The organism is Micromonospora sp. NPDC085948 (genome assembly GCF_040686315.1).
Classification (GTDB): Bacteria; Actinomycetota; Actinomycetes; order Mycobacteriales; family Micromonosporaceae; genus Micromonospora.
This window is the reverse complement of record NZ_JBFBJW010000002.1, coordinates 120,739-140,957: the sequence shown is the minus strand read 5'-3', so window position 1 is coordinate 140,957 and position 20,219 is coordinate 120,739. Positions and strand designations below refer to the sequence as shown.

General features: G+C 73.1%; 17 protein-coding genes. 10 read left to right on the top strand and 7 right to left on the bottom strand.

Annotation, left to right across the window (positions count from 1 at the left end):
- Window positions 1-12: 12 nt before the first annotated feature.
- Window positions 13-1,416 (bottom strand): type VII secretion integral membrane protein EccD, encoded by a 1,404-nt coding sequence (gene eccD / locus AB0O48_RS06395; RefSeq protein ID WP_357252910.1) that lies wholly within the window; start codon window positions 1,414-1,416, stop codon window positions 13-15.
- A 101-nt stretch (window positions 1,417-1,517) separates the two neighbouring features.
- On the opposite strand from eccD, the gene eccCa reads away from it, so the two are divergent.
- The 4 genes from eccCa to AB0O48_RS06375 all read left to right on the top strand — a co-directional run bounded on the left by eccCa (window position 1,518) and on the right by AB0O48_RS06375 (window position 8,497).
- Window positions 1,518-5,498, top strand: a complete 3,981-nt coding sequence (gene eccCa / locus AB0O48_RS06390; protein WP_365063582.1) for a type VII secretion protein EccCa — start codon at window positions 1,518-1,520, stop codon at window positions 5,496-5,498.
- A 74-nt stretch (window positions 5,499-5,572) separates the two neighbouring features.
- Window positions 5,573-6,910 (top strand): type VII secretion-associated serine protease mycosin, encoded by a 1,338-nt coding sequence (mycP, locus tag AB0O48_RS06385; protein ID WP_365063579.1) that lies wholly within the window; start codon window positions 5,573-5,575, stop codon window positions 6,908-6,910.
- 53 nt (window positions 6,911-6,963) lie between these two features.
- A complete protein-coding gene (locus AB0O48_RS06380; RefSeq protein ID WP_365063576.1) occupies window positions 6,964-7,755 on the top strand; it encodes a phosphatase PAP2 family protein in 792 nt (263 codons plus the stop codon).
- A gap of 37 nt (window positions 7,756-7,792) precedes the next feature.
- The gene (locus AB0O48_RS06375; RefSeq protein WP_357252919.1) at window positions 7,793-8,497 is read left to right on the top strand and encodes a phosphatase PAP2 family protein; all 705 of its coding nucleotides are present in this window, start codon (window positions 7,793-7,795) and stop codon (window positions 8,495-8,497) included.
- A 13-nt stretch (window positions 8,498-8,510) separates the two neighbouring features.
- On the opposite strand, the gene AB0O48_RS06370 is transcribed toward AB0O48_RS06375, so the two are convergent.
- From AB0O48_RS06370 to AB0O48_RS06345, 6 genes are all read right to left on the bottom strand, one after another.
- Entirely contained in the window at window positions 8,511-9,689 is a 1,179-nt protein-coding gene (locus tag AB0O48_RS06370) for a MarP family serine protease (RefSeq protein ID WP_357252922.1), read from the bottom strand.
- Window positions 9,690-9,752: 63 nt separating this feature from the next.
- Window positions 9,753-10,445 (bottom strand): CoA pyrophosphatase, encoded by a 693-nt coding sequence (locus AB0O48_RS06365; protein ID WP_357252925.1) that lies wholly within the window; start codon window positions 10,443-10,445, stop codon window positions 9,753-9,755.
- The gene (locus AB0O48_RS06360; RefSeq protein WP_365063571.1) at window positions 10,442-11,134 is read right to left on the bottom strand and encodes a TlpA disulfide reductase family protein; all 693 of its coding nucleotides are present in this window, start codon (window positions 11,132-11,134) and stop codon (window positions 10,442-10,444) included. The genes AB0O48_RS06365 and AB0O48_RS06360 overlap by 4 nt, the downstream gene beginning before the upstream one ends.
- The gene (nth, locus tag AB0O48_RS06355) at window positions 11,131-11,919 is read right to left on the bottom strand and encodes an endonuclease III (RefSeq protein ID WP_357252930.1); all 789 of its coding nucleotides are present in this window, start codon (window positions 11,917-11,919) and stop codon (window positions 11,131-11,133) included. Before nth ends, AB0O48_RS06360 begins: the two co-directional genes overlap by 4 nt.
- A gap of 41 nt (window positions 11,920-11,960) precedes the next feature.
- Entirely contained in the window at window positions 11,961-13,142 is a 1,182-nt protein-coding gene (locus tag AB0O48_RS06350) for a CapA family protein (protein ID WP_365063568.1), read from the bottom strand.
- Window positions 13,143-13,198: 56 nt separating this feature from the next.
- On the bottom strand, window positions 13,199-13,861 hold the full coding sequence (locus tag AB0O48_RS06345; RefSeq protein ID WP_357252935.1) for an adenosylcobinamide amidohydrolase: 663 nt from the start codon (window positions 13,859-13,861) through the stop codon (window positions 13,199-13,201).
- Window positions 13,862-14,004: 143 nt separating this feature from the next.
- Between AB0O48_RS06345 and AB0O48_RS06340 the strand changes: the two genes are divergently transcribed.
- From AB0O48_RS06340 to AB0O48_RS06315, 6 genes are all read left to right on the top strand, one after another.
- Complete coding sequence (locus tag AB0O48_RS06340) at window positions 14,005-14,682, top strand: Crp/Fnr family transcriptional regulator (RefSeq protein ID WP_110563686.1); 678 nt, start codon at window positions 14,005-14,007, stop codon at window positions 14,680-14,682.
- 136 nt (window positions 14,683-14,818) lie between these two features.
- Complete coding sequence (locus AB0O48_RS06335; RefSeq protein ID WP_365063564.1) at window positions 14,819-15,562, top strand: metallophosphoesterase family protein; 744 nt, start codon at window positions 14,819-14,821, stop codon at window positions 15,560-15,562.
- A 323-nt stretch (window positions 15,563-15,885) separates the two neighbouring features.
- On the top strand, window positions 15,886-16,491 hold the full coding sequence (locus tag AB0O48_RS06330; protein ID WP_357252940.1) for a TetR/AcrR family transcriptional regulator: 606 nt from the start codon (window positions 15,886-15,888) through the stop codon (window positions 16,489-16,491).
- A gap of 38 nt (window positions 16,492-16,529) precedes the next feature.
- Entirely contained in the window at window positions 16,530-17,327 is a 798-nt protein-coding gene (locus AB0O48_RS06325; protein ID WP_357252943.1) for a TIGR03084 family metal-binding protein, read from the top strand.
- Entirely contained in the window at window positions 17,324-19,024 is a 1,701-nt protein-coding gene (locus AB0O48_RS06320; RefSeq protein WP_365063559.1) for an acyclic terpene utilization AtuA family protein, read from the top strand. The genes AB0O48_RS06325 and AB0O48_RS06320 overlap by 4 nt, the downstream gene beginning before the upstream one ends.
- Window positions 19,021-20,217, top strand: coding sequence for an acyl-CoA dehydrogenase family protein (locus AB0O48_RS06315; RefSeq protein ID WP_357570764.1), 1,197 nt, complete (start codon window positions 19,021-19,023; stop codon window positions 20,215-20,217). Before AB0O48_RS06320 ends, AB0O48_RS06315 begins: the two co-directional genes overlap by 4 nt.
- Window positions 20,218-20,219: the final 2 nt, after the last annotated feature.

Below are 20,219 nucleotides of genomic sequence, written 5' to 3'. Positions count from 1 at the left end.
CCCGGGGGCCGCTCAACCGAGCAGCCCCCGGGCCCGGTCGTACAGGTCGAGCACCGCGCAGGCGATCGGCACCACGGCGACCGCCAGGGCCGTGTCGGTGAGGTCCGCGATCCTTCCGAGGTACGGCGAGACCGGCCGGCGGGCGTATCCGGTGCCGCTGGCGGCGGCCACCAGGGCCAACGCCGCACCGCCCAGGACCAGCGCCAACCGCCCGACGTCGTCGGCCCGGCCAACGAGCACCACGCCCAGCACGGTGTAGCCGGCCAGCCCGGCCAGCACCGTGGGGACCCGGTGCCGCAACGCCACGAACAGCCGCGACCGCAGCAGCAGCACGGCCGAGGTGACCGCCAGCAGCACCCAGCCGGCCGTCGTGCCGGCAACCCCGAGTACGACCGCGGCGGCCACCGCCAGCAGGGCGTGCCCGATCAACATCCCGGTGAGCACCTCCTCGGTGCGGGTCACCGCCGCGTTCACCCGGCTCCGGTCCGGCAGATCCCGGGATCGCTCCGGCCCTTCGGTGGGGGTCGAGGTCGGCAGGGTGATCGGCGGCAGGGGGAGCTTGCCCAGCCGGATGGCCAGCAGCGGAATGACGCCGACGGCGAAGACCAGGGCGCTGAGCAGCACCGCCGCCGCGCCGGCCGGGCTGAGCAGCAGCCCACCGAGCGCCGACCCGGCACCGATCAGGCCGACCGTCACACCGGCCACGAAGACCCGTAGCCGGCTGGCCACTCCGAGCAGGCCGATCAGCGCCACCAGCGACAGCGCCACCGAGCCGGCCAGCAGCTCGGGCGCGCCCACCCAGCGGACCGGCCCGACCGGCCCGACCGGGTCGCCGGAGCCGACCGCGAGGGCGCCGGCCGTGAACGCGTACGGCAGCGCGTAGCCGCCGAGTGTCGCCCCGGCGGTGCCGTCGCCGTTGGCGCGGGAGGCGACCGCACCGGCCACGGTGAGCAGCAGCGCCACCACGGCGGCGGCCAGCCAGCCGGCCCGGTACGTCGGGCCGCCGACGAGCAGGGCGAGCAGCCCGACGGTGAGCGGGACGGCCGCACCGGCGAGACCGGCGGCCCGGGTGGCGGTGGGCGACCAGGCGCCGCCACGGCGGCGGGCACCGTCGGCGATCGCCTCGACCACGTCGTCGTACTCCAGCTCGGGCCAGTGCGCGCGGGCCGGCACGAGGTGCAGCACCTCACCGTCGCGGACCCCTTGGGGCAGCAGTGCCTGTGCGGTCGTCAGCAGCGCGCCGTCGGTGCGGCGCAGAACCCAGCCGCCGTGCTGTTCGCCGTCGTCGGCCAGCCCGACGCCGGCGTGCCGGAGCACGTCGGGCAGCAGCTCGGCGAGAGGCACCTGCTCCGGCAGGGCGACGTCCACCCGTCGTTGCGGCGCGCTGATGGTGACGCGGGCCAGACCGGTAGTCATCGACTGGTCTCCATCTCGGGAGGGATCGGAGGCTGTGCGGACGACAGGACTTTACCTACCATGAGTCCGGCTCGGGTTACCCAGCGCAGTCAGGAGGCCGAGTGTCGACAGTCGTCATCAAGCGCCCACCACGTCGACCGGCGCCGGAGATCCCCGCCGGCGAACTGCCGGTCGAGGCACCGCCGGAGATCCCCGTGGTGACCGGTGGACGGTGGCAGCAGATGCTCATGCTGCTGCCCATGCTCGGGGGTACGGTCGCGATGGCGATGATGTTCGGCCGGGGCGGCGGCGCCTACTCGTACGTGGTCGGTGGGATGTTCGGGCTCTCCTCGCTGGCGATGCTGGTGACCTCCTGGGGCAGCGCCTCCGGCACGCCGAAGAAGTCCGAGATGATGGCCGCCCGCCGGGAGTACCTGCGCCACCTGGCCACGCTGCGGCGGCGGGTGCGACGCACCGCGGGACAGCAGCGGGCCGGGCTCTACTACCGGCACCCGGACCCGGGCGTGCTCTGGTCGACGGTGGACAGTCACCGGGTCTGGGAACGACGTCCCGCCGACCCGGACTTCGCGGTGGTCCGGGTCGCCGTCGGGCCGCAGACCCTGGCCACCCCGCTCGTCCCACCCGTCACCCGGCCGCTGGAGGAGCTGGAGCCGATGACCGCCGGGGCGTTGCGCCGCTTTCTGGACGCGTACTCCGTGGTGCCGGACCTGCCGGTGGCCCTGTCGTTGCGCAGCTTCGCCCGGGTGCACGTGCGTCCCGCCGGCCGGAGCGGGGGCGGCGCCCCGGCCACCGGTGGGCCACCCACCGGCGACCCGGCGGCGCAGGCACTGGTCCGGGCGGTGCTGACCCAGCTCGCGGTCTTCCACGCCCCCGACGAGCTGCTCGTCGCCGTCTGCGCGGGACCGGAACGCCGCGCCTGCTGGGAGTGGGTGAAATGGCTCCCGCACGCCCACCATCCGAGCCGCACCGACGCGCTCGGCCCGGTACGGCTGGTCACCAGCTCCGCCGCCGAGTTGGAACGGCTGCTCGCCGACGTGCTGGCCAGCCGGTCGCGGTTCAGCCCGGCCGGACCCGCCACCGACGGCCCGCACGTGGTGGTGGTGCTCGACGGCGGCGACCTGACCGGCGCCAGTGACCTGACCGGTGACGGCGGCATCGATGCGCTCACCGTGCTGGACCTGGACACCCCGCCGCCCCGGCTGCTCGACAGGTACGCGCTGCTGCTGGAGTTGCACGACCGACGGCTGCACTCGTGGTCGTCCGACGGGCACGCCGAGGTGGGCACCGCCGATCAGTTGGACCTCGCCGACGCCGAGGCGGTCGCCCGACGGTTGGCGCCGCTGCGGCTCGCCGGCGCGGCCCGCGGACCGGACGCCCCGCTCCAGGCGGACCTGGGCCTTCCCGAACTACTCGGGCTCGGTGACCCGGAAAGCTTCACCGCTGAGCAGGGCTGGCTGCCGCGCTCGGCACGGGACCGGCTGCGGGTGCCGATCGGGGTGGGCGCGGATGGCGGCGCGATCGAGCTTGACCTCAAGGAGTCCGCCCAGGACGGGATGGGACCGCACGGCCTGCTCATCGGGGCGACCGGCTCCGGTAAGTCCGAGCTGCTCCGCACGCTGGTGTTGGGGCTCGCCGCCACGCACAGCTCCGAGCAGCTCAACTTCGTGCTCGTCGACTTCAAGGGTGGCGCCACCTTCGCCTCGTTCGACAGGTTGCCGCACACCGCGGCGGTGATCACGAACCTGGCCGACGCGTTGCCGCTGGTCGACCGGATGGTCGACGCGATCAACGGGGAGTTGGTCCGCCGGCAGGAGCTGCTGCGCCGCGCCGGCAACTTCGCCAGCGTGCGCGACTACGAGCGGTCCCGGGCGGCCGGCAGCCCACTGGCCCCGCTGCCGTCGCTGCTGCTGATCTGCGACGAGTTCTCCGAACTGCTCTCCGCCAAGCCCGACTTCATCGACCTGTTCGTGCAGATCGGCCGGCTGGGCCGGTCGCTCGGCGTGCACCTGCTGCTCGCCAGCCAGCGGCTGGAGGAGGGGCGGCTCCGTGGGCTGGACACCCACCTGTCGTACCGGATCGGGTTGCGAACCTTCTCCGCGTTGGAGTCGCGCACGGTGCTCGGGGTGCCGGACGCGCACGAACTGCCCCGCTCGCCGGGGCACGGCTACCTGCGCGCCGGCACCGACCCGCTGGCCCGGTTCAAGGCCGCGTACGTCTCCGGTGCCGTCCGCCGGCGGACCGCGCCGACCGGCGTCGCGGCCGAGGGGGGTGCCCGGCTGCTCACCTTCACCACCCACGTGGTGCCGGTGCCCGAGCCGGCGACCCCGGTCGTGCCCGCCGCCCCGGAGGAGGAGGACCGGGAGACACTGCTCGACCTGCTGGTGGACCGGCTCGTCGGGCAGGGGCCACCAGCGCACCAGGTCTGGCTCCCGCCGCTCGGTCCGCCACCGGCCCTGGACGAGCTGCTCGGCCCGGTCGAGGTGGACCCGGAGCGCGGGCTCAGCGTGGGCAACCCGGAGCTGCACGGCTCGCTGGGAGTGCCACTGGCCGTCGTGGACAAGCCGTTGGAGCAGCGCCGGGACCTGCTCTGGCTGACGCTGGACGGGGCCGCCGGGCACGTCGCGGTGGTCGGTGCGCCACAGAGCGGCAAGTCCACCGCGCTGCGTACGCTGATCTGCACGTTGGCGCTCACCCACACCCCGGTCGAGGTGCAGGTCTACTGCCTGGACTTCGGTGGCGGCGGGCTGGCCGCGCTGCGCGACCTTCCGCACGTGGGTGGGGTGACCGGTCGGGCCGACCCGACCGCCGTCCGGCGCACCGTCGGCGAGATGAGCACCGTGCTGGCCGATCGGGAACGCCGCTTCGCGGAGTTGGGCGTGGAGTCGATGGCCGCGTACCGGCAGCGGCGGGCCGCCGCTCCAACGACCAGCCAGCTCGGGGCCGATCCGTTCGGCGACGTGTTCCTGGTGATCGACGGTTGGAGCACGGTCCGGGGCGAGTACGACGATCTGGAACCGCTGATCACCGACCTGGCCACCCGGGGACTGTCGTACGGGCTGCACGTGGTCGCCACCGCGCTGCGCTGGCTGGACTTCCGGCCGGCGATCCGGGACCTGTTCGGCTCCCGGCTGGAACTGCGCCTCGGTGATCCGTCCGACTCGCTGGTGGCCCGGCGTGCCGCCGCCAACGTGCCGGAGCGCTCCGGTCGGGGGGTGACCGCGGAGGGCCTGCACTTCCTCACCGCGCTGCCCCAGCTCGCCGATCACGGAGAGACCGCCGATCTGGTCAAACGGGTCGCCGGCAGTTGGGGTGGCCCGTCGGCGCCCCGGGTGCGGCTGCTCCCGCCGGTGCTGCCGTACGCCGAAATGGACCTGACCGCGACGACCGGGCTGCGGTTGCCGATCGGGATCGCGGAGGCGGACCTGCGGCCGGTGTGGCTCGACTTCGCCACCGAGCCTCACTTCGTGGTCTTCGGGGACTCGGAGTGCGGCAAGTCGTCGTTCCTGCGCGCGTTGGCCTCGTCGATCACCACCCGGTTCACCCCCGAGCAGGCCCGGGTGATCCTGGTCGACTACCGGCGCAGTCTGCTCGGCGCCATCGAGACGCCGCACCTGATCGGGTACGGCACCGCCGCGGCGCACACCGCCGAGCTTGTCGAGTCGGCCGCCGGTTACCTGGAGCGGCGTGCCCCCGGGCCGGAGGTCACCCCGCCACAACTGCGGGATCGATCCTGGTGGTCCGGGCCGGAGCTGTTCGTGCTCGTCGACGACTACGACCTGGTGGCGGCCGGGCCGGCCAACCCGCTGCGGGCGCTGGAGGAGCACCTGCCGCACGCCCGTGACGTCGGGCTGCACCTGGTGCTGGCCCGCCGGTCCGGTGGCGCGGGCCGGGCCCAGTACGAGCCGATCGTGCAACGGCTGCGGGAGCTGTCCACCGCCGGCCTGGTGATGGCGGGCAGCCCGGAGGAGGGTGCGCTCGTCGGGCCGGTGCGGCCGGGGCCGCTGCCGCCGGGGCGTGGTCGGTTGGTCACCCGGCGGGAGGGCGTACGCCTCGTTCAGCTCGCACAACTGCCGCCACAATGACCCGACTCGCCGGTTCTTCCCGTGACGGGTGGGGAAACCGGTAATCTCCGATCGTCATGGTTCCGTCGGGATGAATGGCTGGGGATGTGACAGGGGTGCGGCACAGCGGTCCGTCGGCCGCCCGACGGGCGACCGTCCGGGCGCTGCTCGGTGCGGCCGCGGCGCTCGCCGTCGTCGCGCCGACCGCGGCGGCCGTACCCGTGACCGCGCCCAGCCACGGCGGCCAGTTGGCCGGCGGGCCGACGGTGTTCGCCCCCGGCGACACGATCGCTCGCACCGATCAGGTCCGCGACGAGCAGTGGCAGCTCGACGAGTTGCAGGCCGAGACGGCCTGGCGCAGCTCGACCGGCCGGGGCGTGACCGTCGCGGTGGTCGACTCCGGGGTGGACGGCAGCCATCCGGACCTGGTCGGCCAGGTGCTGCCCGGTCAGGATCTGGTCGGCTCCGGCGGCGGCGCGGGACCGGATCCGGTGGGGCACGGCACGACAGTCGCCGGCCTGATCGCCGGCCGCAAGGACGACAAGCGGGGCGTGGTAGGCCTCGCGCCGGACGCGCGGATCCTGCCGGTCCGGGTGCTCGACGAGGACAACCGCTACGACGACGCGCTGATCGTGGCCCAGGGGGTCCGCTGGGCGGTCGATCACGGCGCCCGCGTGATCAACCTGTCGCTGGGCGGCAGCGGCGACAGCCCCGCCCTGGCGGCGGCCTTGGACTACGCGTTCGTCCGGGACGTGGTCGTGGTCGCCTGCACCGGCAACCTGGCCACCTCCAGCAGCACCAAGGTGTGGTATCCGGCGCGTGAGCCGGGGGTGATCGCGGTCGCCGGCCTGGAGCGCAACAGCGAGGACCTGTGGTCCGGGTCGATCACCGGCCGGGCGACGGTGCTCAGCGCTCCCGCCACCGGGCTGGTCGGCGCCAAACCCCCGAGCGGGTACTGGCGGGTGCAGGGCACCAGCTTCGCCGCGCCACTGGTGGCGGCCACCGCCGCGCTGGTCCGGTCCCGCTATCCCCAGATGTCCGCGGGTGAGGTGGTCAACCGCTTGCTGACCACCGCCCGGGACCTCGGGCCGACCGGCCGGGACGACCGCTTCGGGTACGGGATGGTCGACCCGGTGGCCGCGTTGAGCGCCGACGTGCCATCGGTGACCGCGAACCCGCTCGATGATCAGACGTCGCCGGGGGTGACCGGCTTCGGTCCGGCTCCCGGCTCCGCTGACGACTCGGTGGCCGGCGCCGGCAGCAATCCGCTCGGTCTCGCCGCTCCTCGTCAGCAGAGCCGGTGGACGGCCCGGGCCGCTGGTGGCGAGGACACGTCGGCACCGGAGCAACTGTGGACCGGGTTCATGCTTCTCGTCGCCCTGACCGGCGGCGCCACCCTGCTGGTGCGCCGGCTCCGCCAGCGGTCCCGATGATCGAGGCCCACCGGCAGGCCTGACCGGCCGAATGGTGGGGTAGAACGGTTCGCATGAGCGCGCCCGGCCCACGTACCCTCGGCACCGCCCGGCACCCGTCCTGGCGGCACCGCCGACTCGACCCGGACCATTCGCTCGGGCTGCGGCTCACCCTGGCCGCGACGGCGGCGTTCCTGGTGCTCGTGCCTTTCGCGCTGCTCGCGCTGCTGGTGCTCGGCGCCTGGGCACCGCTGCACCGGCTGGACACGGCGGTCACCGAGGCGCTGCACGGTTACGCCGTCGACCACCCGGCCTGGGTCGTGCTGATGCACACCTGGACCGAGGTGTTCGCGCCGATGCCGCTGCGGGCAGCCGCCCTGCTCGTGGTGATCTGGCTGCTGCGCCGGGGAGCCCGCCGACTGGCCCTCTGGGCGACCACCACCATGGTGGTGGGTGGGCTGTTCGGCCCATTGCTGAAGCTGCTCGTCGGCCGGGACCGACCGGAGCTGCTCGACCCGGTGGCGCGGGCCGCCGGCTATTCGTTCCCGTCCGGTCACGCGTTGAACGCCACCCTGACCGCCGGGGTGCTGCTGCTGGTGTTTCTGCCGTACGTCGGCCGGGGAGTGGCACGGGTCGCGCTCTGGGTCGGCGCACTGCTGCTCACCGTGGTGACCGGGTTGAGCCGGGTGGCGCTCGGTGTGCACTTCACCAGCGACGTGCTCGGCGGTTGGCTGCTCGGCGTGGCGGTGGTCGCGGCGACCACCGCCGCGTTCACCAGTTGGCGGGCGCACACCGGCCTGCGACCGGTCCGGCCGGCCCGCGACGGCGTCGCTCCCGAGATCGAGCGGCACCCCGGCGCGACCTGAGGCGTGCCGACGACGCCGAACGGGTACTTGCCGGCTCATGCCCGACACCGTGGTCCAGATCGTCCGGCGGGTGCTGCTGCCGGTGTCCCTCCTGTTCGGCGTCATGGTGCTGCTCGGAGTGCTGGTCACCCGGGTGCTCGCCCGGACCTGGCCGTTCACCGTCGAGGACGCGGTGAATCGGGAGTTCGCCGGTGACCGCACCGGCGGTTGGAACAACGTCTCGCTGGTGTTCAGCACACTGGCCAGCACCCAGATGATCGTCGTGGTCACCGTACTGGTGGCGCTGGCGCTGCGGCTCTGGCTGAACCGCTGGCGGGAGCCCCTGTTCCTGTGCGCGGCGGTCACCGCCCAGGCGCTGGTGTTCCTGCTGACCACGATGGTGATCGACAGGCAGCGGCCGGCGGTGGAGCACATGGACGTCTCGCCGCCCACGTCGAGCTTCCCGTCCGGGCACACCTCGGCGGCGGTGGCGCTCTACGTCGGCATCGCCGTGCTGATGGCGCTGCGGGTCCGCAGCACCGGGGCGAAGGTCGCCTGGTGGACGCTGCTGCTGATGGTGCCGCTGGGCGTGGCGTTGACCCGGATGTATCGGGGGATGCACCACCCGAGCGACGTGGTGGCGTCCTTCCTCAACGGCGGCACCTGCGTCGCGATCATGGCCCGTGCCGTGCTGGACCGCGGGCTGCGGTGGGGTCGGGCGAAGCTGCCGACCGCGCGACGAGCCGCGTCGGCCCCCAGCTGACCCCGCACGGCGGTCAGGTGCACTCGCCGGTGCCGACCTGCCGGTTACGTTCGGCACCGGCCAGCGCGACCGGGCGGGCCTCGGCCGCGGTCACCGCGAAGCCGGTGTTCGAGTCGTCGACCGCCGCCGCGAAGATCACGCCGAGCACCAGGCCGTTGGAGGAGAGCAGCGGACCTCCCGAGTTGCCGCTGCGGACCAGCGCCCGGATCGTGTAGATCTCCCGGGTGACGTCACCGTCGGAGTAGATGTCCGGTCCCTTGATCCGGTCGACGTCGCGGATCCGCGCCGACTGCGCGTTGTAGGGGCCGTCGAGCGGGAAGCCGAGCACGATGGCGTCGGCGCCGCTGCCCGCGTTACCGGCGGCGAACCGCAGGGACGGACCGGGCAGTCCGGGTACGAGTAGCACGGCCAGGTCCCGGTCCGGGTCGTAGACCACCACCTTGCCGTCGTACCGCTCGCCGCCCAGCTCCACGGCGACCGTACGGGTCCCGGCGACGACGTGCGCGTTGGTCATCACCCGGTCGTCGGCGTAGACGAAGCCGGAACCCTCGATGCGGCGTGAACAGCTGGGTGCGGAGCCGAGCACCTTGACGACCGACCGCTGCCCGTTGACCACCACCTGTGAGCCGGCCAGTGCCGGGTCGGGTGGCTCGACCTGGCGGGCGCGCGTGGGCGCGAGGTCACCGAAGACGTCCGGGAACCCGTCGGTGTCGAGAGTGTCCTGCAACGCCGTGGTCAGATCGTGGGCCTGGTTGGGCAGGACCCGGTTCACCACCGTGATCAGCGCGCTGTTGCGCACCGCGGCGGCGATCCAGGGCACCGCGGACGAGCCGAACGGCACGGCGATCAGCCAGGCGAACAGGAGCACCGCGAGCAGTGAGACGACGGCTCCGCCGATGTCGTCGGCCCGCCTGCCCACCTCACTGGTGATCGTCTTACGCAGGCGTGAGCCGAGCCAACCGGCGAGCGCCTGACCGATCACTGCCAGCCCGAAGATCGCCACCAGCGAGATCAGCACCCGGGCGACGGGATCCACGAACTGCCTGGCGAACAGCGGCCCGAGCTGGAGGCCCAGCAGCAGGCCCAGGAAGAACCCGGCGAGCGACAGGATGCCGATGGCGAAGCCCTGACGGTATCCGCTGATCGCGAACAGGAGCATGAGCAGGAGCAGCAGCAGATCCACGACGGACACGGGTCAAGCGTACGGGCAGTGTGCCCACCGGATGACCATCGCTTGCGGAAAGTGAAGGCGCGGTCAGCGCAGGGCACTCTCGTCGGCGTCGTCGGTGCCCGCCGACGGGGCCGGGGCCGCTCCACTCGGCGGCAGCTCCACCACCCGCTCACGCGGCCACGGCCGAGCCCAGCCGCCCATCTCCAAGAGGGTGGCCAGCACCCCGGCGGTGAAGCCCCAGACGAGCATCCCCCGTGCGGAGAACGCCGGGCCGATCCAGCCGCTCGGGTGGCGGACCCGCAGCCGGTTGGCCGGGTCGACCAGCTCGCTCACCGGCAGACGGGCCACGTGCGCCACCTCGGCCGGCTCCCGGGGGTGCACCGGGTGCGGGTCGTGCCACCAGGCCAGCACCGGGGTGACCACGAAGTCGCTGACCGGGATCCACAGTTTCGGCAGCTCGGCCAGTACGGTCACGCTGGTCGGGTCGAGGCCGACCTCCTCGTTCGCCTCGCGCAGGGCGGTGGCCCGGACGTCGGCGTCCTCCGGGTCGGCCGCGCCCCCGGGAAAGGCCGGCTGGCCGGCGTGGGTACGCAGGGTGGCGGCGCGTTGCAGGACCAGCACGTCGGGGCCGACACCGGGCTGCTCGCCGAGCAGCACCAGCACGGCGCTCTCCCGACCACCCTCGGCCGGAGTGGTCAGCCGGGTGAAGTCCTCGGCGCGGGCGGTGCCGAGCCGGGTCAGCAACGGCTCGATCCACTCGGGCGGTCGACGGGTCACGCGGGCACCGTCAGGCCGAGGTGCTTACGGACCAGTGCGGCGAGTTGGGCGTCGTCGAGCGCGCCACTGGCCTCGATGTGCCGGACCTGACCGTCGGCGCCGACCAGAATGGTCATGGGGAAGAAGCTGCGCTCCAGCTTGCGTTGCAGCGCCTCACCCTGGTCGACCAGGATCGGGAACCGGATGCCGAAGTCCTCACCGATGGCCTGGGCGCCGCTGCGGCTGTCCCGACTGTTGACCCCGACCACCTGGAGCTGACCGGCGGCCCGCTCGCTGAGGCGTTGGAAGGCGGGCAGCTCCTTGCGGCACGGCGGGCACCAGGAGGCCCACACGTTGATCACCACCGGCCCGGCCACGTCCCGAAGGGCGACGGGCGCGCCGCCGGTGAAGCAGGCCAGCGTCAGCTCCGGCAGCGCCTGACCGCCAGCGGCGGGGGCCGTCGCGTCGGCGCCGGTTGCGGAGACCGTCGCGTCGGGCGTGGCGGCGGGCGACGCGGGGGCGGTCGCGCCGGGTGTGGCGGAGCCGGGCGAGGCAGCCGTGGGTCGGGCGGTCAGCGTGGAACAGTCCCGGAACGGTGATGGTCGCTCGGCGGCGGCCCGGCGGGGGGCCGGATCGTCGGCGGCACCGCTGGTGCAGCCGGCGAGGGTCAGCAGCAGCGGCAGGATCACCAGGGCGAGGCGGCGGTTCATGGCACCTCCGCGGCGACCGCCTGGGCGGGCACCAGCTCCGGGTCGACGCCGGCGGCCACCGCCAGGTCCCGCGCCCGAGGCCCCTTGAGCAGCTTCGCGGCGGCGGCGGGCTCGGTCGGGCCGGTGCCGTACGAGGGGCAGAGCTTCGCGAGCGTGCACGCGCCACAGGCCGGTTTGCGGGCGTGGCAGACCCGCCGCCCGTGGAAGATGATCCGGTGCGACAGCATGGTCCAGTCGCGCTTCGGGTACAACGCGCCGATCGCATGCTCGATCTTGACCGGGTCGGTTTCGCTGGTCAGCCGCCACCGGTGGACCAGCCGCTGGAAGTGCGTGTCGACGGTGATGCCGGGAACGTCGAAGGCGTTGCCGAGGATCACGTTCGCGGTCTTACGGCCGATCCCGGGCAGCGTCACCAGGTCGGCGAGCCGGCCGGGGACACTGCCGTCGTACCGGTCGAGGAGGGCCTGGCCCAGCTTGATCAGCGAGTCGGTCTTGTTGCGGTAGAAGCCGGTGGGCCGGATCAGCTCCTCCATCTCGCCACGGTCGGCACCGGCGTACGCGGCGGCGCTCGGATAGCGGGCGAAGAGCTTCGGGGTGACCTCGTTGACCTTCTTGTCCGTGCACTGCGCGGAGAGGATCGTGGCGACGGACAACTCCAGGGCGCTGGAGTGGTCCAGCTCGCAGTGCGCGTCGGGATGCGTCTCGGTCAGCACCCGGCCGATCTTGCGGGCGCGGCGGGTGCGCCCGAGGTCGGTCTCGCTGGCACCGGGGGGACTACTGGTCACGACGGTCAGCCTACGTCGCGCCCCGGACGTTCCCGCTCGGGTCAGCCGCCCGTTGGCGGAGAGATCTTGCCCTGCTCGTCGAACCGCGCGCCACTCTTCGGGAAGTCGCTCCCGCTCAGGTCGCCGATCAGGCCCAGACCCCTGTCGTTCGAGTCCATCGTCGGCTTACCGGCGTCGTTCATGTACGTCGAGGTGAACGAGCCACCGGCCCAGCTGCCGTCCGGCTTCAGCGAGACCTTGAGCACCCCGCCCCAGCCGAGGCGGCCATCGTTGCTCAGCGAGTTGCCGCCGCCGGCGAAGTTGCCCAGGCTGTACGCGATCAGCCGGCCCTGGTAGAACTCCATGCCGCGCAGCACGTGCGGCCCGTGTCCGACGATCAGGTCGGCGCCGGCGTCGATCATGGCGTGGGAGAACTTGACCGGATCACCCCGGTTCTCGCCCAGGAACATCTCGGTGCCCGGCTTCACCCGGGTCTTGTCCGCGCCCTCGCCACCCATGTGCACCTGCACCACGACCAGGTCGGCCATGGTGGCGGCCTTGGCGACCACGGTCTTCGCCTCGGCGATGTCGACCAGGCTGTTGGACCAGACGTACGACGAGAAGCCGGCCACCGCGACCTTGACGCCCTTGACGTCGACCACGGTGATCTGGTCCGGCGCACCGGTGTGCTCCAGGTCGTACTTCTCCAGCGCCTGCTGGGTGTTCTCGTAGCCCTTCGGCCCGTAGTCGTAGCCGTGGTTGTTGGCCTGGTTGAGCACGTCGAAGCCGGCGTCGCGCAGGTGCGCGGCGTACTCCGGTGGGGCCCGGAACTGGAAGCAGCGGGTGGAGTTGGCACCGCACTTGCCGGTGCCGGTGTCCACGGTCAGCGGCTCTTCCAGATTGCCCATCACCAGGTCGGCCTTGAGCGCCTCGGTGACCGAGGTGAAGAAGCCCTTGCCACCGGCGGCGGGCAGCCGGCTCGGTGCGTTGCCCATGATGATGTCGCCGGTGGCGGACAGCGAGATCGCGCCGCCCGTGGCGGAGTCCGCCGGCCCGGTGGCCTCCGGGCCGGCCGCGGTCACCGGTGCGCCGGTGCCACCGCCGCCGGCACCGGGCTGCCAGACGGGAGCCTTCTCCCCGCCGGGGTCGCCGCAGCCGGCGACGAGCAGGGCGGCCAGCAGCCCGGCGAGGCCGAGCACGACGCGGCGACGCGGGCGGGACGCGAGAGAGGCGGGAGCATACATCGCTCGCGACCCTACCGGGCCGGCAACGCGCCGACGACAGCCGATCGGTCGGAAGTTCAGTCGGGAAGCTGCTCTGACCAGGGCACGACCGCCCGAGCACCCCCGGCGAGCACCGCCGCGTGCACCGCTCGGGCGAGCGGGGCGCCCCAGGTGGAGCGCGGCCCCCCGTACGCGGCCTCCGGCCCGTCGACCGGGCAGAGCACGGTGACCGCGTCGGTCGGGGTGCCGGTCCCCGGCAGTCCGAGGTCGGTGATCGCCTGGGTCTTCGCCTCGGTCGCCGTGGCCACCGCGTTGATCAGTGCCGAGTCGGCGAGTCGGGCTGGCACGTACACCACGATGTTGACCGTGCCGACCCGCTGGACGAGCCCGGCCGGAGCCGGCTCGGCCGCGCGCACCGGCGTGCCGAGCCCGACCGTCGCCCAGGCCCGGACCCCGGTGTCGGCCCGGGCCACCACCTCGGCCACGTCGACGCCGGTCAGCAGACCAACGCCGGGTCCGTCGAGGGCGAGGTCGGCGGCGAGCGCGGTCAGGTGGGCGGCCGGGTCGTCCCGGTCGTACGACATCGGCACTGTCGCGTTCAGCACCCAGTGCCGGGCACCGATTCCACCGCCCAGCGGGCCGCTGCTGACGGCCCGCAGAGGTCCGTCGGCGCGCCAGACGAGCAGCGGAATGTCCCACCCGTCCTCGGAGCGACTGGTCAGAGTTGGCTCGCTCAGCACGTCGGGCAGGTTACGCCCAACGATCAAGATTCCAGGGGCGACCTCTGATTCAAGCTCATGTGCGCCTAGACTTGGCGGCGCGCGAGGGGATCAGCGGACGGCGGACCCGGCCGACGGACGGCACGCGCAACCGGAGGTGCGCGATGGACGAGGTACTGGCCCGCAGCGGGATCTTCCAGGGTGTCGACCCGGAAGCTGCCGAGGCGCTTGCCAAGGAGATGGAGACGATCGAAGTCCGCAAGGGCGAGATCGTTTTCAATGAGGGCGAGCCCGGTGACAGCCTCTATATCCTGCTGTCCGGGAAGATCAAGGTTGGTCGCCGCGCAGCGGACGGCCGGCAGAACCTGATCGCGGTGATGGGGCCCTCGGACATGGTCGGTGAGCTGTCGCTCTTCGACCCGGGTCCGCGTACGGCGACCGCCACCGCGGTAACGGACACCCGGCTCGTACGACTGCGCAAGCAGGCGCTGCGGCCGTGGCTGGCCAACCGCCCGGAGATCGCCGAGCAACTGCTCCGGGTGCTCGCCCGGCGGCTGCGCCGGACGAACGACTCGCTCGCCGACCTGATCTTCACGGACGTGCCGGGTCGGGTCGCGAAGAACCTGCTCCAGATGGCCGGTCGGTTCGGCACCCGCGACGGTGGCGTCCTGCGGGTGACCCACGACCTCACCCAGGAGGAGATCGCCCAGCTCGTCGGCGCCTCCCGGGAGACGGTCAACAAGGCGCTCGCCGACTTCGCCTCGCGTGGCTGGCTGCGACTGGACGGCAAGAGCATCATCATCCTGGACCCGGAGCGCCTGGCCCGGCGCGCCCGCGTCTGACCCGGCGCGCCGGGCTACCACCCCGGCGCCCGCGACGTTCCGGCCCGGCCCGCAGCACGCGGACCGGGCCGGATTTCTTCGTCTGCCCGCCGCAGATTCGCTGGACCCGGCTCGGCGCCAGCGTCAGGGTGGGCTGATGCCGAATCGAGTCGCTGTCCTCTCCGACATCCACGGTGTGCTGCCCGCGCTGGAGGCCGTGCTGGCCGAGCCGGACGTCGCCACCGCCGATCTGATCGTGCTCACCGGGGACATCGCGGCCGGTCCACAACCGGTCGAGGTGTTGGACCTGCTCGCTGATCTCGGCGACCGGGTCTGCTGGGTCGGCGGCAACTGCGAGCGCGAGCTGGTCGAGGCCCGCGCCGGCCGCCCCGCCTCCATCGAGGTGTCGAACTGGGCCGCCGAGCAGCTCCGCGACGACCAACTGGATCGGCTGGCCGCACTCCCGCTGACGGTGACCCTGGAGATCGACGGCCTCGGACCGACGTTGTTCTGCCACGCCACCCCGCGCGACGACCAGGAGGTCGTCCTCGTCGACACCCGGATGGAGCGCTGGGCGGAGGTGTTCGCCGAGGTGCCGGCCGAGGTGACGACGGTGGTCTGCGGCCACACCCACATGCCCTTCACCCGGCTGGTCGATCGACGTCTGGTGGTCAACCCGGGCAGCATCGGCATGCCGTACGGCGGCGCGGGGGCGCACTGGGCGCTGCTCGGGCCGGGCGTCCAGCTCCGCCGTACCCGCTTCGACGTCGATGCCGCCTGCGCGCGGGTGGCCGCCGAGTCGACCTTCCCGGACGCCGCCGAGTGGGCCGACGAATTCCTGCGGTCCCGGCACAGTGACGCCGAGGCGCTCGCTGTCTTCGCTCCCCGCGACGGCCGCTGAAGCCGGTCTGTCCCGACCTGCGGCTGCTCTTCCGGGACACGGTGGGGACGGCTGTCATGGAACGAGTGAGCGCCGGCCGCGATGTCGGCGTCCACCGGCCCGGTCGTGATCCGGGCCGGCCGGCCGCCCTGGGTGGGGGGTGACCGTGACAGACGAAAATGCCGCTACCTCGTGCGGCTCGAACCAGGACAACCGCCGCAACCAGGACGACGCTCGGACCTGGCCGCTGACCGGTACGGCAATCGACGCCTCGGCGGCGAGCCGAACGGCGGCCAAAAAAAGTCAGTCTTGACTGTTTGTTTCCGAGGCCGCAGGCTGGTCCGGTGCCCACCGCATCGACGCGCGTCCCTCAGCAGGAGCGCAGCCGCGCCACCCAGGCCCGCCTGCTGGAGGCCACAGTCGACTGCCTGATCGAGCACGGCTGGTCCGGCACCACGACCACCGTCGTCGCCGCGCGGGCCGGTGTCTCGCGCGGTGCCCAACTGCACCACTACCCGACGAAGGCGGCACTGGTGACAGCCGCCGTGGCCCATCTCGCCGAGCGGCGGGCCGTCGAGCTGCGCACCGAGGCCGAGGCGTTGCCGGCCGGCCCGCAGCGGTTGGACCGGGTGATCGACCTGCTCGGCGTGGCGTTCACCGGGCCACTGTTCGTGGCCGCCCTCGAACTCTGGGTCGCCGCCCGCACGGACCAGGAACTCCGCGACGCCCTGGTGCCGCTGGAGGCGACTGTCGGCCGGGAGATGCACCGCCTCACCGTGGCCCTACTCGGTGTCGACGAGCGTCGACCCGGTGTCCGCGAGGCGGTCCAGGCCACTCTCGACCTGCTCCGCGGGCTCGGGGTGGCCAACCTGCTCAACGACGACTCGGCCCGCCGTACCGCCCTGCTGAGCACCTGGAAGCGCCAACTCGCCACCCTGCTCACGCCCTGACCGCTGGCCGCGCCGGCCACAACCGACCGGAGGCACCCATGGTCGATCTCACCGACCTGCTCGCGGATCTGGCCGCCGAGTCCGCCCAACTGGACAGCCTGGTGGCGCAGTTACCGGCGACCGACTGGGCTCGACCGACCCTCGCGGCGGGCTGGAGCATCGGGCACCAGATCGCCCACCTCGCCTGGACCGATCACATGTCGCTGCTGGCGGCCACCGACACCGAGGCGTTCTTCGCGGCGGTGACCGCCGCGCCGGACCCGACCCGCATGGTCGATGACGGCGCCGAAGAGTTCCTCGCCCCGCCAGTCGAGCTGCTCGCCCGCTGGCGGGCCGGCCGGGCGGCGCTCGCCGACGCGCTGGCCGCCGTCCCGTCCGGCGAGAAACTGCAGTGGTTCGGCACCCGGATGTCGGCCACCTCGATGGCGACCGCCCGGATCATGGAGACCTGGGCGCACGGCGAGGACGTGGCCGACACGCTCGGCGTCGTCCGACCCGCGAGCGACCGACTCCGGCACGTCGCGCACCTCGGTGTGCGTACCCTCGGGCACGGGTTCGCCGCCCACGGCCGGGACATACCGACGACGCCGGTCCGGGTCGAGTTGGTCGGGCCCGGCGGCGACGTCTGGACCTGGGGTCCGGCGGACGCCGCCGACCGGCTGAGCGGCCCCGCCCTGGACTTCTGCCTGCTGGTCACCCAGCGCCGACACCGCGCGGACCTGGCCCTGGTCGCCACCGGGCCGGTCGCCGACGAGTGGCTCGACGTGGCGCAGGCGTTCGCCGGGCCGCCCGGCGACGGCCGGCAGCCGGCCGGCGGGAAGGGGACGCCGGCATGATCCGGATCGGCAACGCCTCCGGTTTCTACGGGGACCGGTTCACCGCCTGGCAGGAGATGCTCGACGGCGGCGAGCTGGACGTGCTGACCGGTGACTACCTGGCCGAGTTGACCATGCTGATCCTCGCCCGGGACCGGCTGCGCGACCCCGACCTGGGGTACGCGAAGACGTTCCTGCGTCAACTGGAGACGTGCCTCGGCACCGCCCTGGAACGGGGGGTGCGGATCGTGACCAACGCCGGCGGGTTGAACCCGGCCGGCCTGGCCGCCGCCATCACCGCCCTCGCCGTCCGGCTGGGCCTGCCGGCCCGCGTCGGGTACGTCGAGGGCGACGCCCTCCAGCGCCCGGACGCGTTGAGCGCGAACGCCTACCTCGGCGCGTTCGGCATCGCAGCGTGCCTCGACGGCGGTGCGGACGTGGTGGTCACCGGTCGCGTCACCGACGCGTCGCTCGTCGTCGGCCCGGCCATCGCCCGGTACGGCTGGGGCCGCGACGACCTCGACGAGCTGGCCGGGGCGACCGTCGCGGGGCACCTCGTCGAGTGCGGCGCACAGGTCACCGGTGGCAACTTCAGCTTCTTCACGGAGCTGCCCGACGGCGGCCACCGGCCCGGCTTTCCGATCGCCGAGGTGCACGCCGACGGCTCGACGGTGCTCACCAAGCATGCGGGCACCGGTGGCGCCGTCACCGTGGAGACGGTCACCGCGCAGCTGCTCTACGAGATCGGTGGACCGGCGTACCTGGGGCCGGATGTGGTGACCCGACTGGACACGGTGACGCTGCGCCAGGACGGGCCGGACCGGGTGCGGGTCTCCGGTGTCCGGGGTACGCCGCCACCGCCCACGCTCAAGGTGGGCGTCAACAACCTCGGTGGCTTCCGCAACTCGATGACCTTCGTCCTCTGCGGACTCGACATCGAGGCGAAGGTGGCCCTGGTCCGGGGTCAGGTCGAGGAGGCGGTGGGGAAGGACGGGCTGGAGTTCACGCTGGCCCGGACCGACCACGTGGACGCCGCCGACACCGAGGCCGCGAGTGCCCTGCTGCACGTACACCTGCGGGACGGCGACCGGACGCGGGCCGGACGGGCCTTCTCGGCCGCCGCGGTGGAGCTGGCGCTGGCCTCGTACCCGGGCTGCACACTGACCACCCTGCCGGGTGACGCGACCCCGTATGGCGTCTTCACCGCCGACTCGACGCCGCAGGACGCGGTGGCGCACGTCGCGGTGCTGCCCGATGGTCAACGGGTGCCGATCGCCCCACCGATCCGCACCGCCGCCGTTCCGGCGGACGAGACAGTCCCGTACGACGGCACGGCGGTTGGCGGACCGACGCGGCGCGGCGTGCTCGGCGAGCTGGTCGGCGCACGCTCCGGGGACAAGGGTGGGGATGCCAACCTCGGTGTCTGGGCACGGACCGAAGCCGGGTACGCGTGGCTGCGCGCCTGGCTGACCGTCGAGCGGCTGGCCGAGCTGTTGCCGGAGACCGCGCCGCTGCCGGTACGGCGCTACGAACTGCCGAACCTGCGCGCGGTCAACTTCGTGATCGAGGGTCTGCTCGGGGCCGGGGTGGCCGCGTCCACCCGGTTCGACCCGCAGGCCAAGGCGCTCGGTGAGCTGCTGCGCGCCCGGATCGTCGACCTGCCCGCCGAGGTGCTGCCGGGGGCAGCTCCGCAGTCGCGAACAGGGGGAGCACGGTGAGCATCGTGGACACCCCGGAGCGGCGGCACCTGCGTGAGTTGACCCGGGCCTTCGTGACCCGGGAGGTGCTGCCGCACCTGGACGACTGGGAGCGGGCCGGCGAGGTGCCCCGGTCACTGCACGCGACCGCCGCGAAGCTCGGTCTGCTCGGCATCGGGTTTCCCGAGTCGGTCGGCGGCAGCGGCGGGGATCTGCTCGACTCGATCATCGTGACCGAGGAGCTGATCCGCTCCGGCGGCTCGTCCGGCCTGGTGGCGGCCCTGTTCACGCACGGCATCGCGTTGCCGCACATGACGGCGGCGGCCGGGACCCGCTCCGGTGGCTCGCTGGGCGGCCGGCTTGGCGGCACCGCGTCGCCGGGCGACGACAGCCTGATCGAGCGGTACGTCCGCCCCACCCTGGCCGGCACGATGATCGGCGCGCTGGCCATCACCGAGCCGGACAGTGGTTCGGACGTGGCCGGCATCCGCACCACCGCCCGCCGGGACGGCGACCACTACGTGGTGAACGGGTCGAAGACGTACATCACCAGCGGGCACCGGGCCGACTTCGTCACCACGGCGGTGTGCACCGACTTTCCCGGCAGCGGCGAACTCACCCTGCTGGTCATCGACAAGGGGCTGCCCGGGTTCACCGTGGGACGCCGGCTGGAGAAGCTGGGCTGGCACTGCTCGGACACCGCCGAGCTGTCGTTCGTCGACGTGCGGGTGCCGGTCGCCAATCGGATCGGCGCGGAGAACACCGGATTCCTGGCGATCATGCAGCACTTCGCCACCGAGCGGCTCTCGTTGGCGACCCAGGCGTACGCGACCGCGCAGCGCTGCGTCGAGCTGGCGACGCGCTGGTGTCGGGACCGGGAGACCTTCGGGCGTCCGCTGGCCAGTCGGCAACTGATCCGGCACCGGTTGGCCGAGATGCACACCCGGGCCGAGGCGGCCCGGTCGTACGTGCACGAGGTGGCCACCCGGGTCGCCGCGGGCGAGCCGGTGGTGACCGAGGTGGCGATGGCGAAGAACGTGGCGGTGGCCGCCTGCGACCAGGTCGTGGACCAGGCGTTGCAACTGCACGGCGGCTTCGGCTACCTGCGCGACGCCGAGGTGGAGCGGCACTACCGGGACGCCCGGATCCTCGGCATCGGCGGCGGCACCACCGAGATCATGAACGAGATCATCGCGAAGGGCATGGGCCTGTGAGC